General features: G+C 62.3%; 18 protein-coding genes. 17 read left to right on the forward strand and 1 reads right to left on the reverse strand.

All coding sequences use genetic code 11. The annotated features are described in order from the left end of the window. Positions 1-308 precede the first annotated feature (308 nt). The 6 genes from rpsL (at position 309) to ACIPY3_RS01270 (ending at position 9,302) form a co-directional block, all read left to right on the forward strand. The gene (gene rpsL / locus ACIPY3_RS01245) at positions 309-683 is read left to right on the forward strand and encodes a 30S ribosomal protein S12 (protein ID WP_009358312.1); all 375 of its coding nucleotides are present in this window, start codon (positions 309-311) and stop codon (positions 681-683) included. A 1-nt stretch (position 684) separates the two neighbouring features. Further along, complete coding sequence (gene rpsG / locus ACIPY3_RS01250; RefSeq protein ID WP_021472399.1) at positions 685-1,155, forward strand: 30S ribosomal protein S7; 471 nt, start codon at positions 685-687, stop codon at positions 1,153-1,155. A 69-nt stretch (positions 1,156-1,224) separates the two neighbouring features. Continuing rightward, positions 1,225-3,339: an elongation factor G gene (gene fusA, locus ACIPY3_RS01255; protein WP_400329113.1), complete on the forward strand. Its 2,115-nt coding sequence runs from the start codon at positions 1,225-1,227 to the stop codon at positions 3,337-3,339. Positions 3,340-3,572: 233 nt separating this feature from the next. Then, positions 3,573-4,763 (forward strand): elongation factor Tu, encoded by a 1,191-nt coding sequence (gene tuf / locus ACIPY3_RS01260; RefSeq protein WP_021472401.1) that lies wholly within the window; start codon positions 3,573-3,575, stop codon positions 4,761-4,763. Between the two features lie 176 nt (positions 4,764-4,939). Further along, the gene (locus ACIPY3_RS01265) at positions 4,940-9,151 is read left to right on the forward strand and encodes a hypothetical protein (protein ID WP_400329115.1); all 4,212 of its coding nucleotides are present in this window, start codon (positions 4,940-4,942) and stop codon (positions 9,149-9,151) included. A 25-nt stretch (positions 9,152-9,176) separates the two neighbouring features. Next, on the forward strand, positions 9,177-9,302 hold the full coding sequence (locus tag ACIPY3_RS01270) for a hypothetical protein (RefSeq protein ID WP_400329118.1): 126 nt from the start codon (positions 9,177-9,179) through the stop codon (positions 9,300-9,302). An 18-nt stretch (positions 9,303-9,320) separates the two neighbouring features. On the opposite strand, the gene ACIPY3_RS01275 is transcribed toward ACIPY3_RS01270, so the two are convergent. Beyond that, positions 9,321-10,754, reverse strand: a complete 1,434-nt coding sequence (locus tag ACIPY3_RS01275; RefSeq protein WP_400329121.1) for a GH1 family beta-glucosidase — start codon at positions 10,752-10,754, stop codon at positions 9,321-9,323. A 385-nt stretch (positions 10,755-11,139) separates the two neighbouring features. Here ACIPY3_RS01275 and rpsJ point away from each other — a divergent pair, with 385 nt between their 5' ends. Genes rpsJ through rpsQ form a run of 11 tightly spaced genes read left to right on the forward strand, consistent with a single transcriptional unit; the run spans position 11,140 to position 16,463 of the window. Continuing rightward, the gene (gene rpsJ, locus ACIPY3_RS01280; protein ID WP_003803825.1) at positions 11,140-11,448 is read left to right on the forward strand and encodes a 30S ribosomal protein S10; all 309 of its coding nucleotides are present in this window, start codon (positions 11,140-11,142) and stop codon (positions 11,446-11,448) included. A gap of 17 nt (positions 11,449-11,465) precedes the next feature. Next, a complete protein-coding gene (gene rplC, locus ACIPY3_RS01285; RefSeq protein ID WP_347108077.1) occupies positions 11,466-12,116 on the forward strand; it encodes a 50S ribosomal protein L3 in 651 nt (216 codons plus the stop codon). Between the two features lie 4 nt (positions 12,117-12,120). Further along, positions 12,121-12,738: a 50S ribosomal protein L4 gene (rplD, locus tag ACIPY3_RS01290; RefSeq protein WP_400329124.1), complete on the forward strand. Its 618-nt coding sequence runs from the start codon at positions 12,121-12,123 to the stop codon at positions 12,736-12,738. Then, entirely contained in the window at positions 12,735-13,040 is a 306-nt protein-coding gene (rplW, locus tag ACIPY3_RS01295; protein WP_011775593.1) for a 50S ribosomal protein L23, read from the forward strand. Before rplD ends, rplW begins: the two co-directional genes overlap by 4 nt. A 29-nt stretch (positions 13,041-13,069) precedes the next feature. Beyond that, positions 13,070-13,909: a 50S ribosomal protein L2 gene (rplB, locus tag ACIPY3_RS01300; protein ID WP_021472409.1), complete on the forward strand. Its 840-nt coding sequence runs from the start codon at positions 13,070-13,072 to the stop codon at positions 13,907-13,909. A gap of 12 nt (positions 13,910-13,921) precedes the next feature. Continuing rightward, a complete protein-coding gene (rpsS, locus tag ACIPY3_RS01305; protein WP_011775591.1) occupies positions 13,922-14,203 on the forward strand; it encodes a 30S ribosomal protein S19 in 282 nt (93 codons plus the stop codon). Between the two features lie 39 nt (positions 14,204-14,242). Continuing rightward, complete coding sequence (gene rplV, locus ACIPY3_RS01310; protein ID WP_021472410.1) at positions 14,243-14,608, forward strand: 50S ribosomal protein L22; 366 nt, start codon at positions 14,243-14,245, stop codon at positions 14,606-14,608. Continuing rightward, positions 14,609-15,430 carry a 30S ribosomal protein S3 gene (gene rpsC / locus ACIPY3_RS01315; protein ID WP_387435059.1) on the forward strand — a complete coding sequence of 274 codons (822 nt, stop codon included), beginning with the start codon at positions 14,609-14,611 and terminating at the stop codon, positions 15,428-15,430. Then, positions 15,431-15,847, forward strand: a complete 417-nt coding sequence (rplP, locus tag ACIPY3_RS01320; RefSeq protein ID WP_021472412.1) for a 50S ribosomal protein L16 — start codon at positions 15,431-15,433, stop codon at positions 15,845-15,847. 2 nt (positions 15,848-15,849) lie between these two features. After that, on the forward strand, positions 15,850-16,170 hold the full coding sequence (rpmC, locus tag ACIPY3_RS01325; RefSeq protein ID WP_347108074.1) for a 50S ribosomal protein L29: 321 nt from the start codon (positions 15,850-15,852) through the stop codon (positions 16,168-16,170). Next, positions 16,167-16,463: a 30S ribosomal protein S17 gene (gene rpsQ / locus ACIPY3_RS01330; protein WP_144659419.1), complete on the forward strand. Its 297-nt coding sequence runs from the start codon at positions 16,167-16,169 to the stop codon at positions 16,461-16,463. The genes rpmC and rpsQ overlap by 4 nt, the downstream gene beginning before the upstream one ends. The last annotated feature ends 341 nt before the right edge of the window (positions 16,464-16,804 follow it).

The following is a 16,804-nucleotide window of genomic DNA, read 5'->3' on the forward strand; positions in this document are numbered from 1 at the left end:
GCGGCAGCCGCCTGCCGCCGTCGTCCTCCATACACCCGATTAAGGTGCCGGATCAAGCCGTGCTAGACTTTTGGTAATTGTTCTGTGTGGCAGTGGATGATGGCCGCCGCAACATCATTTTGGTTTTGTTCTCATGATGTTGGGTGGAGCCTGTTTCCGGGTTGCGGGCAACTTGCGCAACGAATGCCGCACTTTTGCACGCCTACCGGGAGTTCCGGCTGGCCGCGAGAGCAACGCCAAAGTTCCCACTGAGCACCGGCTGGCGCCTGTGTGTGGGGGCAGAGATCAAACAAACGGAGAACACGAAAGTGCCTACGATTAACCAGCTGGTCCGAAAGGGCCGCACGCCGAAGGTCTCCAAGACCAAGGCTCCCGCGCTGAAGGGCAGCCCGATGCGCCGCGGTGTTTGCACCCGCGTCTACACCACCACCCCGAAGAAGCCGAACTCGGCTCTCCGTAAGGTTGCGCGTGTGCGCCTCAACGGTGGTGTGGAAGTTACCGCCTACATCCCCGGTGTTGGCCACAACCTGCAGGAGCACTCCATCGTGCTCGTCCGTGGTGGTCGTGTGAAGGACCTCCCGGGTGTCCGCTACAAGATTGTCCGCGGCGCCCTTGACACCCAGGGTGTCAAGAACCGCAAGCAGGCCCGCAGCCGCTACGGCGCAAAGATGGAGAAGAAGTAATATGCCTCGCAAGGGTCCGGCCCCCAAGCGGCCGCTCGTTTCAGATCCCGTTTACGGCTCCCCGTTGGTCACCCAGCTGATCAACAAGGTCCTCATCGACGGCAAGAAGTCCACCGCAGAGCGCATCGTTTACGGTGCCCTTGAAGGTGCCCGCGCCAAGACGGGCGGCGACCCCGTCGCAGCCCTGAAGAAGGCCATGGACAACGTCAAGCCTTCCCTCGAGGTGCGCTCCCGCCGTGTTGGTGGCGCCACCTACCAGGTTCCGGTTGAGGTCAAGCCGGGTCGCTCCACCGCCCTCGCTCTGCGTTGGCTCGTGGGCTACTCCAAGGCCCGCCGCGAAAAGACGATGACCGAGCGTCTCCAGAATGAAATCCTGGATGCGTCGAACGGTCTCGGTGCCGCTGTGAAGCGTCGCGAAGACACCCACAAGATGGCCGAGTCCAACAAGGCCTTCGCACACTACCGCTGGTAAAACTTCCCGGACGCCGCCGGCTCGACCGAGCCGGCGGCGAACGTGTAGTCCATCCGAAAGGGAGACCCCGTGGCACAGGACGTGCTTACCGACCTTAACAAGGTCCGCAATATCGGCATCATGGCCCACATCGATGCCGGCAAGACCACCACTACCGAGCGCATCCTGTTCTACACGGGTGTGAACCACAAGATCGGCGAAACGCACGACGGTGCTTCGACGACCGACTGGATGGAACAGGAAAAGGAACGCGGCATCACCATCACGTCCGCGGCCGTGACCTGTTTCTGGAACAAGAACCAGATCAACATCATCGACACCCCGGGCCACGTGGACTTCACGGTTGAGGTTGAGCGCTCCCTGCGCGTCCTCGACGGTGCAGTTGCCGTGTTCGACGGCAAGGAAGGCGTGGAGCCGCAGTCCGAGACTGTTTGGCGCCAGGCCGACAAGTACAACGTTCCGCGTATCTGCTTCGTCAACAAGATGGACAAGCTCGGCGCTGACTTCTACTTCACCGTTGACACCATCGTTTCCCGCCTTGGCGCCAAGCCGCTGGTCATGCAGCTGCCGATCGGTGCCGAGAACGACTTCGTTGGCGTTGTTGACCTCCTTGAAATGCGCGCACTGGTTTGGCCGGGCGACGCCAAGGGTGACGTGACCATGGGCGCTTCCTACGAGGTCCAGGAAATTCCTGCCGACCTCAAGGAAAAGGCCGAGGAATACCGCGCACAGCTCGTTGAGACTGTTGCCGAGGCTTCCGAGGAACTCATGGAGAAGTACCTCGAAGGTGAAGAACTCACCCTCGAAGAGCTCAAGGCCGGCATCCGCAAGATGACCATCAACTCCGAGCTCTACCCGGTCTTCTGTGGTTCTGCGTTCAAGAACCGCGGTGTCCAGCCGATGCTCGACGCCGTTGTGGACTTCCTGCCGAAGCCGCTCGACGTTCCTGCGATGATCGGCCACGATCCCCGCGACGAAGAGAAGGAACTGACCCGTAAGCCTTCCGCTGACGAGCCGTTCTCCGCTCTTGCGTTCAAGATCGCAGCACACCCCTTCTTCGGCCAGCTCACCTTCGTCCGCGTGTACTCCGGTCACGTCGACTCCGGTGCGCAGGTGGTCAACTCCACCAAGGGCAAGAAGGAGCGCATCGGCAAGCTCTTCCAGATGCACGCCAACAAGGAAATGCCTGTTGAGGGCGCTACCGCCGGCCACATCTACGCAGCGATCGGCCTGAAGGACACCACCACCGGTGACACCCTGTGCGATCCCGCAAACCAGATCGTCCTCGAGTCCATGAGCTTCCCGGAGCCCGTGATCTCTGTTGCGATCGAGCCGAACACCAAGGGTGACCAGGAGAAGCTCTCCACGGCCATCCAGAAGCTCTCCGCTGAGGACCCGACCTTCCAGGTCTCCCTCAACGAAGAAACCGGCCAGACCGTTATCGCGGGTATGGGTGAACTCCACCTCGACATCCTCGTTGACCGTATGCGCCGCGAATTCAAGGTTGAGGCCAACGTCGGCAAGCCGCAGGTTGCTTACCGCGAAACCATCAAGCGCGCTGTGGAGAAGGTTGACTACACCCACAAGAAGCAGACTGGTGGTTCGGGTCAGTTCGCAAAGGTCCAGGTCTCCTTCGAGCCCCTGGAAACCACGGACGGTACCTTCTACGAGTTCGAAAACAAGGTCACCGGTGGCCGTATTCCGCGTGAATACATCCCCTCCGTTGACGCTGGTATCCAGGATGCCATGCAGTTCGGTATCCTTGCCGGCTACCCGATGGTAGGCGTCAAGGCCAGCCTGATCGACGGCGCATACCACGACGTCGACTCCTCGGAAATGGCGTTCAAGATCGCCGGTTCCCAGGTGTTCAAGGAAGGTGCCCGCAAGGCCAACCCCGTCCTGCTCGAACCGCTGATGGCCGTCGAAGTACGTACCCCTGAGGAATACATGGGCGACGTCATCGGTGACCTCAACTCCCGCCGTGGCATGATCCAGTCGATGGAAGATGCTGCAGGCGTGAAGGTGGTCCGTGCGAACGTGCCGCTGTCCGAAATGTTCGGCTACATCGGTGACCTCCGGTCCAAGACCCAGGGTCGCGCTGTGTACTCGATGACGTTCGACAGCTACGCGGAGGTCCCGAAGGCTGTTGCCGACGAGATCATCCAGAAGACCCGCGGCGAGTAATCACCCCGGTAACGGATGCAATTCCGGTCCCGGGAAGGCATCTCAGCGTGTGTGGCAGGGCCACGGCGAAAGTCGTGGCCCGGCCCCCTGCGCAAACAGACTCCAGGAACTAAGATTGGTTCCTGAATCTGAAATTTCACCAAAACCAAGCCCCCAAGTAGACTTGCATGAGTTTCTGCCGCGAAAAGCGCGGCCGAGGAGCACGTCACTTGAAATCGTTCTAGGAGGAACCTGTGGCAAAGGCAAAGTTCGAGCGGACTAAGCCGCACGTCAACATCGGCACCATTGGTCACGTTGACCACGGTAAGACGACGCTGACTGCCGCCATTTCCAAGGTGCTGTACGACCAGTACCCGGATCTCAACGAGCAGCGCGACTTCGCGTCCATCGACTCTGCTCCGGAAGAGCGCCAGCGCGGTATTACCATCAACATCTCCCACGTGGAGTACCAGACCGAGAAGCGTCACTACGCACACGTTGACGCCCCGGGTCACGCTGACTACATCAAGAACATGATCACCGGTGCTGCCCAGATGGACGGCGCAATCCTCGTGGTTGCCGCTACCGATGGTCCGATGGCACAGACCCGTGAGCACGTTCTGCTCGCCCGCCAGGTTGGTGTTCCCTACCTGCTGGTCGCACTGAACAAGTCGGACATGGTTGAGGACGAGGAACTCCTCGACCTCGTCGAAATGGAAGTTCGTGAGCTCCTGAGCTCGCAGGGCTTCGATGGCGACGACGCTCCCGTTGTTCGCGTTTCCGGTCTGAAGGCTCTGGAAGGCGACCCGGTTTGGGTCAAGTCCGTCCAGGACCTGATGGCAGCTGTCGACGAGTCCGTTCCGGACCCCGTACGTGACCGCGACAAGCCGTTCCTGATGCCGATCGAAGATGTCTTCACCATCACCGGCCGTGGCACCGTTGTTACGGGCCGCGCCGAGCGTGGTACCCTCGCCATCAACTCCGAGGTTGAGATCGTCGGCATCCGCCCGATCCAGAAGACCACGGTTACCGGTATCGAGATGTTCCACAAGCAGCTCGACGAAGCATGGGCCGGCGAGAACTGTGGCCTCCTGCTCCGTGGCCTCAAGCGCGACGATGTCGAGCGTGGCCAGGTTGTCGTCAAGCCGGGTTCCATCACCCCGCACACCGACTTCGAGGCAAACGTCTACATCCTTTCCAAGGACGAAGGCGGACGTCACAACCCGTTCTACTCGAACTACCGCCCGCAGTTCTACTTCCGTACGACGGACGTCACCGGCGTTATCACCCTGCCCGAGGGCACGGAAATGGTTATGCCTGGCGACAACACTGAGATGACCGTTGAGCTCATCCAGCCGATCGCAATGGAAGAGGGCCTCGGCTTCGCTATCCGTGAAGGTGGCCGCACCGTTGGTTCGGGACGTGTTACCAAGATCATCAAGTAGTTTCTGCTTGTAGATCGGGAGGTTTCCGGACACGGAAACAAACCAAAGAAGAACCCCATCGCTTCGGCGGTGGGGTTCTTCTTTGCTACCATTAGTCCATCGTCTTGATTAATGCGGGCTGGCCTGTGCAAACAGCCGTGCCCTGGGCATAATAGGGAGCTGCCGTGTACGGATTCATGGGCACAATCGGGGGCTTGCTGTTCCTGGTGCTGGTCGCCGCTGGCGGATTTGCGCTGGGCCTGGTGCGTGGACGCGGGCGGTCTCCCAAGGGTTCCGCACAGCAAACGGACGACGGCGGCGCCTACCGCGCGGGCTATCTCGCCGGCCATATGGCTGGTTGGCGCGATGCCCTGGCGAAGACGCAGGCTGCTCCGCTTGGCTCGGCCAGCCCGACCCGTGGCGGGGCGGGAACGTGGACCCCGCCGCCGGGATGGCCCGGGCAGACAACGGGTCCCCACCCGCCCACCCACCCCGTCCCGTCGATGGGTTGGCGGCAACCCGCGCCGCCGATGCAGCCGCAACAACCTGCGCCGCCGATGCGGCCGCAACAACCCGCACAGCCGGGGTTTGCAGCGCAAACCATGGCGCCGCCGTCGTCCGTTCTTGCAGGACAGCCGCTGCCACCTGCGCCGCAGCACGCACGTGTCCGTCCTGAAAGCGCGGAGGAGGTGGCCGCGCGCAAGGACAAGCGCGACCGGCAGAACATCAACATCACTCTCTACGTGGCAAGCCTGCTGCTGGTGGCTGCGGGTGCGTTGTTCGTGGGTACGAGCCTGCCGGAGATGTTCAGGTTCGTTGCGTTGTGGGGGATCACGGTCCTGTTCTACGTGGCCGGTTTGGTCCTTCATCCCCGCGTTCCACCGCTTCGTCCGGCGGCTCTGGCGTTCACTGGCACCGGCCTGGCCCTGGTGCCGATCACTGGCCTGGCGATGTACAACTTTGCCCTGCACAACGGACCGCTCGCTTGGTTGGCAACATCGTTGCTTGGTACAGGCGCTTACGTGTTTGCGGCCGTGCGCTTGAACAACAAAGTCTTGGCCTGGCTCTCCTTGAGCTTCGTGGTGTCAACCGCCTGGTCCGGAGTGTCCGTGCTTGGCGGTGCCTTGGTCTGGTACTTCATTTCCTTGATCGCTGTAGCGGTCGTCCTGACGTTGCTCGCCCTGGCCCACCCCCGCTGGGTATCGCCGCTGTACGTACAACCACTGATGGCGCTGCATCCCTTTGTTGTTCCAGCAGTAGGGCTGGCCGCAACTGTCACGCCAAACGTTCTTGCCAAAGGCGAGTACCCGCTGGTGATGGCCATCTGCGGCACCTACTTTGCGGTGATGATGCTGGTCCCCGCGGCCCGATACCGGAATGGCCACTTCTTCGCCGCGCGTGCAGCGTTCACGCTCGCCATCATTGCCTCGGTGTGGGACGGCACCTCGGATGTCAGCTTGGCCATGCTGGCGGCAGTTGCCTGCCTGGGTGTCCAGGCGATCGGGATGTCATATGCCGGCAAGGCGGTCACGCCCAGGACCTGGTGGAACGACGCCGTGTCCTGCTTGGGATTTCAACTCCTTGTTGCCTTGGTCTTGACGATGGTGCTTGGCGTCGGGGCCTTCGACCTGCCCAAGTACGTACCTTTCCTGGTTGTGCTGCCCACGGCGATGGTGCTGGGGTGGAGGCTGCGGCAAGGCGTCGCCTTCGCGCCGGCGGCAGTGCTTTGCTGTTCCCTGGTGCTCGCTGACTTGGTGGGCGCCTGGCCGTTGGCTTTGATGCTTGGCGCCACCGGGGCTTACTGGTTTGCGTTGGCGGCCCTTGCCCGCGGATTCCTTGGCAGGTGCCTGGTGCTGGCTGGGCGCCTTGCTTTCACCTTTGCCGTCCCCGCAGTCGTGGCCGGGGTGCTCGTGGGTCACCAGGAGCGGGTTCCGCTGACCGTGCTGGCGTTCGTGGTGGTGGCCGGAGTTCAGCAAGTGCTGAGTGCTGTCTTTGAGCGACGGGGCTTCGGCGTGGTGGCGGCGCGGGCCAGTACCGGACTCTTCGGCTGTGCTGCGGCTCTTGGATTGTTGGTTCTTGCCGTCCTGGAACATCTTCCGGGACACCCTGTGTTGGTTTCCGGAGTGCTGGCGCTGCTGGTCGCGGGGCTTGCCTCGGGATGGATGGCCTTCCCCCGGGTGCTGGTGCCACCAACCACCGGACAAAGCCGGACCCCTTGGCGCCTGACCATCGGCGAACTCCTTGCACCGGGTGCAGGCATGGTGGCTTTGCTGGTTTCTGCCACTGCTGTCTCCCGCGGAGCCGCCAACCTGGTGTTGCTGGCGATAACCGCCTATCTGCTGGCTACGGCCCTGCGCCTTCCCGTCTCGGTCCATCGGAGGGTCTACTGGTGGCTTGCCCGTGCCGCGGGCACAGTCCTCGTGGCATCGGCCTACGCCGATCTGCAGGGGCACGGGTGGGCCTTGGGCCTCGCTGGTGAGGACGTGACCGTGGCCTCCGTCGTGGTGTGGGTCCTGGCCGGGCAATTGCTGGTGGTCCTGGTGGCCGGGCGACGCGGAACTTCGCTCCAAACAGTCACTGCGGATGTGGGTGTACTTCTGGCAGCGATGGCAGTGGCAACCATCTCATTCAACGTTGCCACGCGGGTGCCCGCCCTCACGGCGTACGGTGGTTGGCAGCCCGGAGCTGCGGCCATCGTGACCACCCTCGCAGCGGCAATCTGCTCGATAGCTCTGCGCAGCCACCGGATCGCGTGGATCTTTGCGCCGGCGTCCGTGGCCCTGCTGCTGCTCCGGGCAGGCTCTGTGAGGGACGTCGAAATCATGCTCGGCATCCTCCTGGCCTACGGTTGCATCATGGCCGTGCTGGCTCAGGCCAAGCCGGTTCGCGGAGCCTACCTCGTGGCGGTCCGCGTAGCATCCGCGGCTCTGGTGACGCTTGTTGCCGCGGACGTTGCCGATTCGACGGCGGTGCCCTGGCTGGCGCTCGGGTTGGTCACTTTCCTGCAGCTCATCACGCATTGCCTGGCGCATCGCAGGCTTGATGACGTTCCCTTCCAACGGGTTGCTCTCTGGTCCACGCTGGGCCTCCAGGCCGGACTACCGCTCGTTTACCTCCTGGCTGGCGATTTCGACGGCGGCGGCCGTTGGGTGCTCCTGCTGGGCTTCGCACTCGCTGGCCTCGCGTCGTTGTTGGTGCGCCGGACGCTGCGTGCTGCGGTGGCACTGTATCCCGGACTCGCGGCGGTCACCTTGATGGTGGTTTTCGCGGGGCCATTCCTGGACTTCCCGTCCACCACGTTCCTGCACCACGCGGTGTTGGACAGGTTCCAGGTGCCGGTTCTCCTGCTGGCATGCGCCATGGTGGTGACGCTCGCAAAGACGTTGCTGCGGGGCCGTCCTACCCGTGGCGCCGGAGGAGCGGACCGATGGCTGTGGTTTGTCTCGGCTGTGGTCTTCGCCGGCACTGCTTGCTTGGCCACTGTTGATACGTCACCGGGCATGGTGGGTGGGGCTGTCCTGGCCGTCGCGATCGTCTTCTTCGCTGCCTCCCACCTGGAATCAATACCCTCCTTCTACGCGGGCGCGGCGCCAACCGCCTTGGTGGGTGCCGTTACCGCCGTCGGGGGTTTGCTCGATGCGGGAGCAGCGGGTCCGTGGGCCGACTTCCTGCCGTGGCTCGTTGGGGGAGTGGGCATGGGGTCCCTGCTGTACGGCCTCCGTTGGTTTGGCGGTCTCAACGTGGCTGGTCAGCCAGGAAGGCGGGCATCGCTGGCTGCGACCACGCTGGTGGCCTACCTTGCAGGGGCAGCGGTGGGCTTGGCCCACGACTCCACGGCACTGGCGGGCGCGTTCCTGCTGGCAATCGCTGGCGGCATCGCTGCGGCGGAAGTGCCGCATCAGAAGCACTTGGTGGCGGAAGTTGCTGCCATTGTTGCCCTGGTCGGTTTTCAGCGGGCACTGCTGTTCGTGGACGGCGCCCGCCCGGATTGGTTCTGGGCAGCCCAGTGGTACGTGGTTACCGCAGTTGTTTTGGCAGGGGTGCGCTATCTGCGGGGCCACCGGGGAGACGCCATCCTGCGGCTGGGAGTTGCTTCCGGATTCTTGTCGCTCAGTTCAGTGGCCACCATTTTCGGCGGAACGCCCCCGCAGCAGGTCTACGTCCTGGCGGCCCATGCCGCACTCCTAGGCGTGGGATTGCTGTTGTCCGAAAGGCTCTTCACGGCGTGGGGCGCAGCCGGGGTGGCCGCGAGCGTCATGTGGGCCTTGAGGTCATATGCCTTTGCCCTGCTGGCACTCGTTGCCGTGGCCCTCATTGTCCTCGCCGTCTGGCGGTTGAACCGCGGACCCCGTCCATCCGATCGCGCTGCATCCGATGGCAGTGGGCGCGGCGGGGAGGGAGTCGGATAGTGTTGCTTGGGTAGAAAGGATCAGCATGGAATTCCTGATTTTCCTGGTCATCGTTGTTGGCATCGGCGGAGGCGTCCTGTGGGGTCGCAAGTACTTCCGGAATGAGATCGACCGGGCCAAGCGCATCAACCGGGCCAACAAGAACAAGTAGGTTTTTAACCCGATCGGGTTAAGCGTGGTGCCTCCGGGCGCGCTCAAGTGCCCTGAGCCAGTAGAACGATTCCTTGGGCGTCCGTTCGAGGGTTTCGAAGTCCACGTGAACCAGTCCGAAGCGCTGGGAGTACCCGGCGGCCCATTCGAAATTGTCCAGCAACGTCCACACGTAATAGCCGCGGAGGTCCACGCCCTCGGCTTGCCCGCCTGGTCCCGTTGCCGTGAGGGCATGGCCCAGGTGCTCTGCCAGGTAGGTGATCCGGTCGGTGTCCTGGACTGGGCCGCTGACATGGTCCGGCTCCGGGAAGCTCGCGCCTCCTTCGGTGATGTAGATCGGCGGGAGCGACGCCCCGTACCGCACTTTCATCTCCTGCAGCAGCGTTGCCAGCTGTTCAGGCGCCTCGGGCCAGCCGAATCCCGTGACCGGGTATTCCTGGTAGGCGGCCAGATGGAAAGGAACGTTCACCATTTCCTCGGCCGTGCCGGTGGGTATTTCCGCCGGTCCGCGGCCAGAGGCCACCTTGATGGGGTAGTAGTAATTCACGCCGTAGAAGTCCAGCGGCTGGGCGATCACGGCGAGGTCGCCGTCCTGGACCGGACCCAGGGAGCGGAACCATGGCCACAGCGCGAAATGTGGCTTGGGGTATTGGCCCAGCAGAATGGCATCGGCATAGATGCGGTTGAGGATCAGGTCCAGGGCCTCAGCCATGAGCCGGTCGGAGAGCTTGTTGGTGGCAGGGCGGACCGGGGAGTGCATGTTGGAAATGCCGATCTGTCCGGAAACCCCTGCGGCGCGCAGTGCCTGCACGGCCATGCCATGGCCAAGGAGTTGATGGTGGGCCGCGGGCAGGCAATCGAAGAGGAGTTGGTGACCCGGGGCGTGGGCGCCCAAAGCGTATCCCTGCAACGTGACTGACACCGGTTCGTTGACAGTGACCCACGAGTCCACCCGGTCGCCGAAACGCTCAGCCACGATCGCACTGTAGGCGGCAAAGCGCAACGCCGTCTGCCGGTTCAACCAGCCACCGGCGTGCTCCAGCGGGAGGGGAGTGTCCCAGTGGTAAAGCGTGACCATGGGGGAGATCCCGGCAGCGAGCAGCTTGTCGATCAAGCGGTCGTAGAAATCCAGGCCCCGCTGGTTGATGGATCCCTGGCCATCAGGCTGGATCCTTGGCCAGGACAAGGAGAAACGGTACGAGTCCACCCCGAGCTCCTGCATCAGGGCGATGTCCTGGTCGGCGCGGTTGTAGTGGTCGCAAGCAATGGCGGGGGAGCCGCCGTCGACGATTGCTCCCGGCTTTTCCGAGAAGGCGTCCCAACCCGACGGGCCCCGGCCGTCAGTAGTAAGGGACCCTTCGATCTGGAACGCGGCTGACGCGACGCCGAGCGTGAATCCCGGACGAAGGCGCGCGGCAAGATCTTCCACGGAACCCGTATCCTGGACGGTCATTCACCTATCATCCATACCGCGGCTCGGCTGTGGCAATGGGCTGAAGAGGCCCGATTAGCCATCGGCTCCGATTTCCGGCATACTGGATGAGTTGTTCAAGCGCTTCTTCGCGTCCCGATCCGGATAATGCCGGGTGCCAGGGTCCAAGCTGAAGCCCAAACATAACCCTGAACCCCATGGAATGCGGTCGAGTTTGCGTGAAAATCGCGACACGCCCGACCGCGGGGGTCGGTGCGCCGGCAGGTTGAGGAACCCGGAATTATCCGGATTCAGCTTGTGCGGCGTGTGGTGGTAAATCCTCAAACGCTTCGGCGGCCACAACAACAGGTAAGTAAACAGAGCAGCCCTAACTAGAGCAGCACTAGCTGAAAGAGAGTCAGGCGACATGGCGGGACAAAAAATCCGCATCCGGCTGAAGTCATATGACCACGAGGTCATTGATGTTTCAGCGCGGAAGATCGTTGAGACGGTCACGCGCGCAGGCGCAACGGTAGTCGGCCCGGTGCCGCTGCCCACGGAGAAGAACGTTTACTGCGTTATTCGCTCTCCTCACAAGTACAAGGACAGCCGTGAGCACTTCGAAATGCGTACTCACAAGCGTCTGATCGACATCATCGACCCCACGCCGAAGGCCGTTGACTCGCTTATGCGTCTCGACCTGCCTGCCGACGTGAACATCGAAATCAAGCTCTAGGGAGGTGCTGAGAGACTATGACCGCAACCCGTAACGTAAAGGGCCTGCTGGGCACGAAGCTCGGCATGACCCAGGTCTGGGACGAGAACAACAAGCTCATCCCGGTAACTGTTGTCCAGGCTGACTCCAACGTCATCACCCAGCTCCGCAACGCTGAGTCCGATGGCTACGTCGCCGTACAGATCGGCTACGGCCAGATCGACCCCCGCAAGGTCACCAAGCCGCTGGCTGGTCACTTTGAGAAGGCAGGCGTAACTCCTCGCCGCCACGTCGTCGAACTGCGTACCGCAGACGCCGCATCCTACGAGCTGGGCCAGGAGCTCTCTGTTGAGATCTTCGAAGCCGGCCAGAAGATCGACGTCGTCGGCACCTCCAAGGGTAAGGGCTTTGCCGGTGTTATGAAGCGTCACGGCTTCTCCGGTGTTGGCGCTTCCCACGGTGCCCACAAGAACCACCGTAAGCCTGGCTCCATCGGTGGCGCATCCACCCCGAGCCGCGTCTTCAAGGGTCTGAAAATGGCCGGCCGCATGGGCGCCGTTCGTCACACCACGCTGAACCTCACGGTTCACGCTGTTGACGTTGAGAAGTCGCTGCTCCTTATCAAGGGTGCCGTCCCCGGTGCCCGCGGCCAGGTCGTACTCGTACGTTCCGCCGTGAAGGGAGCCTAGTTCAATGACTAGCACTGTCAAGGTTGACCTGCCTGCAGAGATCTTCGACGTCCAGACCAACGTGCCCCTGCTGCACCAGGTTGTCGTCGCCCAGCTCGCTGCTGCCCGCCAGGGAACCCACAAGACCAAGACCCGCGCCGAGGTTTCCGGTGCCGGTCGCAAGCCGTTCAAGCAGAAGGGCACCGGCCGCGCCCGTCAGGGTTCCATCCGTGCTCCGCACATGACCGGCGGTGGCATTGTCCACGGTCCCACCCCGCGCGACTACAGCCAGCGCACCCCCAAGAAGATGAAGGCTGCTGCTCTCCGCGGCGCCCTGTCTGACCGCGCCCGTAACGACCGCATTCACGTCATTGAGGCCCTGGTTGCCGGCACGAAGCCGTCCGCCAAGGAAGCCCTGGCGTCGCTGCGTGCGGTTTCCGAGCGCAAGAACCTGCTCGTTGTGATCGAGCGCGCCGAAGACGTTGCCGCACTGTCCGTGCGCAACCTCGCAGATGTTCACGTTCTGTACGCAGACCAGCTGAACACCTACGACGTGCTGATCTCTGACGACGTGGTCTTCACCAAGGCTGCTTTCGATGCGTTCGTCGCTGACAAGGCAAAGAACGAGGAGGCCTCCAAGTGAGCGTAACCACCATCAAGGACCCGCGCGACGTCGTGCTTGCACCCGTCGTTTCGGAAAAGAGCTACGGTCTGATCGACGAAGGCAAGTACACCTTCCTGGTGGACCCCCGCTCGAACAAGACCGAGATCAAGCTGGCCGTGGAGAAGATCTTCTCCGTCAAGGTCGACTCGATCAACACCATCAACCGTGCCGGTAAGCGCAAGCGCACCAAATTCGGCTGGGGACAGCGCAAGAGCACCAAGCGTGCAATTGTCACCCTCAAAGAAGGCACAATCGACATCTTCGGCGGTCCGCTCGCGTAGCGGAGACCACTTTAACGAGGAAATAAATTATGGGAATCCGTAAATACAAGCCGACTACCCCGGGCCGTCGTGGCTCGAGCGTAGCCGACTTTGCTGAAATCACGCGGTCGACTCCGGAAAAGTCGTTGCTGCGTCCGCTGCACAAGACCGGCGGCCGTAACAACACCGGTAAGATCACTACCCGTCACAAGGGTGGCGGACACAAGCGCCAGTACCGTCTGATCGACTTCCGTCGTCACGACAAGGACGGCATCAACGCCCGCGTTGCCGAAATCGAGTACGATCCGAACCGCACGGCTCGCATCGCCCTCCTGCACTACGTTGATGGCACCAAGCGTTACATCATCGCCCCGAACAAGCTGTCCCAGGGTGACTTCGTCGAGGCTGGTCCCGACGCTGACATCAAGCCGGGCAACAACCTGCCGCTGCGCAACATCCCGGTTGGTACCGTTATCCACGCAGTTGAACTGCGTCCGGGTGGCGGCGCCAAGATGGCCCGCTCCGCAGGTGCTTCGGTTCAGCTCGTCGCCAAGGAAGGCCGCTTCGCACAGTTGCGCCTGCCCTCCGGCGAAATCCGCAACGTTGACGTGCGCTGCCGCGCAACCGTCGGCGAGGTTGGCAACGCCGAGCAGTCGAACATCAACTGGGGCAAGGCCGGCCGTATGCGCTGGAAGGGCGTTCGCCCGACCGTCCGTGGTGTAGCCATGAACCCGGTTGACCACCCGCACGGTGGTGGTGAAGGTAAGACTTCCGGTGGTCGTCACCCGGTCAACCCGAACGGCAAGCCCGAGGGCCGTACCCGCCGTCCGAACAAAGAGAGCGACAAGCTTATTGTTCGTCGCCGCCGTACTGGCAAGAACAAGCGATAGGAGCCTGGACACATGCCACGCAGCCTGAAAAAAGGTCCTTTCGTTGACCAGCACCTCTTTGTGAAGGTCGCACGGGAAAACGATAAGGGCACCAAGAACGTCATCAAGACCTGGTCCCGCCGTTCGATGATCATCCCCGACATGCTCGGGCACACGATCGCCGTACACGACGGACGCAAGCACATCCCGGTGTTTGTCACTGAGTCGATGGTCGGGCACAAGCTCGGCGAATTCGCTCCTACGCGGACATTCCGCGGCCATGTTAAGGACGACCGTAAGGGCAAGCGCCGCTAAGGCGCCTGACCTTACGTCTTAGACGAGAGAAGGAAAGCAATGGAAGCCAAGGCAATTGCGCGTCACATCCGCGTAACGCCTATGAAGGCCCGGCGCGTCGTCAACCTTGTTCGTGGCAAGCAAGCGAATGAGGCTCTGGCAATTCTGAAGTTTGCCCCCCAGGCAGCTTCGGAGCCGGTATTCAAGGTACTTCAGTCGGCAATGGCCAACGCACGCGTCCTCGCGGACCGTGACGGCGTTGCATTCGACGACAGTGACCTCTTCATCAGCGAAGCATTCGTTGATGAGGGCCCGACCATGAAGCGGTTCCAGCCGCGTGCCCAGGGCCGCGCCTACCGCATCAAGAAGCGGACCAGCCACATCACCGTGGTCGTCGCAACCCCGGAGAAAGAGGAGGCTCGCTAAGTGGGACAGAAAGTAAACCCGCACGGGTTCCGACTCGGCATCACCAGCGACCACGTTTCGCACTGGTTTGCTGACAGCAACAAGCCGGGCCAGCGCTACAAGGACTTCGTCCGCGAGGACATCAAGATCCGTCAGCTCATGTCCACGGGCATGGAGCGCGCCGGCATCGCCAAGGTCGAGATCGAGCGCACCCGCGACCGTGTCCGCGTGGACATCCACACGGCACGTCCGGGCATCGTCATCGGCCGCCGCGGCGCTGAAGCAGACCGTATCCGCGGCGAGCTCGAAAAGCTCACCGGCAAGCAGGTCCAGCTGAACATCCTCGAGGTCAAGAACCCGGAGATCGAAGCACAGCTCGTTGCCCAGGGCATCGCAGAGCAGCTGACTTCCCGCGTGGCTTTCCGCCGTGCGATGAAGAAGGCCATGCAGTCCGCACAGCGCGCAGGTGCCAAGGGTATCCGTGTTGCTTGCTCCGGCCGTCTGGGTGGCGCAGAAATGTCCCGCTCGGAGTTCTACCGCGAAGGCCGTGTGCCCCTGCACACCCTCCGCGCGAACATCGACTATGGCTTCTACGAAGCCAAGACCACCTTCGGCCGCATTGGTGTGAAGGTTTGGATCTACAAGGGTGACGTCACCGCCAAGGAACTGGCACAGCAGGCAGCTGCTGCTCCGTCCCGTGGCCGTGGAGGAGACCGTCCGGGCCGCCCGGGTGGCGACCGCCGTCGTCGTAACGACCGTCCGGCAGCTGAGGCAGCACCCGCTGCCGTTGAAGCACCGGCCGCTGAAGCTGCTGCTCCGGCAGCAGAAGGAGGACAGGCTTAAATGCTTATCCCACGTCGAGTCAAGCACCGTAAGCAGCACCACCCGGGTCGTTCCGGCGCTGCTACGGGTGGCACCAAGGTCACTTTCGGTGAGTACGGCATCCAGGCCCTGAGCCCGGCATACGTCACCAACCGTCAGATCGAGTCCGCCCGTATCGCGATGACCCGCCACATCAAGCGTGGCGGTAAGGTCTGGATCAACATCTACCCGGACCGTCCGCTGACCAAGAAGCCTGCCGAAACCCGTATGGGTTCCGGTAAGGGTTCCCCGGAATGGTGGGTCGCAAACGTCAAGCCGGGCCGGGTTCTCTTCGAACTCTCCGGTGTCAATGAAGAGGTAGCTCGCGAGGCCCTGCGCCTGGCAATCCACAAGCTCCCGTTGAAGGCACGCATTGTGCGTCGCGAAGGTGGTGAATAGAAATGGCAGTAGGGTCGAAGGATCTCGCACCCGCACAGCTGGACGGTTTCGACAACGAGCGTCTCGTTGAAGAACTCCGCAAGTCCAAGGAAGAGCTGTTCAACCTGCGTTTCCAGTCCGCCACCGGTCAGCTGGAGAACCACGGTCGTCTGCGCGCGGTAAAGAAGGACATCGCACGCATCTACACCGTTCTTCGTGAGCGCGAGCTGGGCATTCGTGCCGAGGTTGCCGCACCGGTTGTGGAAGCCAAGGAAGAAAAGAAGTCCAAGAAGGCTGCCAAGGCAGAAGCTGCCGAGGTTGAAGCTGGAGAGGACGCCAAGTGAGCGAGAAGGAAAACGTGACGGAAGCAGCAGCCAGCGCTGAACAGCGCGGTTACCGTAAGACGCGTCGCGGCTACGTAGTCTCCGACAAGATGGAAAAGACCATCGTTGTTGAGGTTGAAGACCGCGTGAAGCACGCTCTGTACGGCAAGGTTATTCGCCGCACCTCGAAGATCAAGGCTCACGACGAGCAGAACACCGCCGGCATCGGCGACCTCGTTCTGATCGCCGAGACCCGCCCGCTGTCCGCTACCAAGCGGTTCCGCCTGGTGGAGATCCTCGAAAAGGCCAAGTAAATCCGACGCCGGGCATGCCCGGCCGGGCTTACAGGAAGGGCCCGCGTTCCTTACGGAGCGCGGGCCCTTCCGCTTTTCCTGCCAGTTATGGTATGGCCTCAAAGCATGCTAGGATTTTGAGTTTGTATGGCGCCATTTGTGCGTCATCAACCACCTCGTAAACAATCGTGCCACTGCATACTGCCCCGCGCAGGGTTTTCCTGCAAGGGAAGCTGATGCTTGTGGCACGGGCGTTTAGGCCTGTTCTGGCAAAATCCAGGCAGGTCCAGAGACACCCCGATCAACCGTTCCGCAAGGCTCATTCCGTATGCATGATTTCGGTCTGAGAACCGGCGCGACGC

It is taken from the genome of Paenarthrobacter sp. NPDC089714 (assembly GCF_044748905.1).
GTDB lineage: Bacteria > Actinomycetota > Actinomycetes > Actinomycetales > Micrococcaceae > Arthrobacter.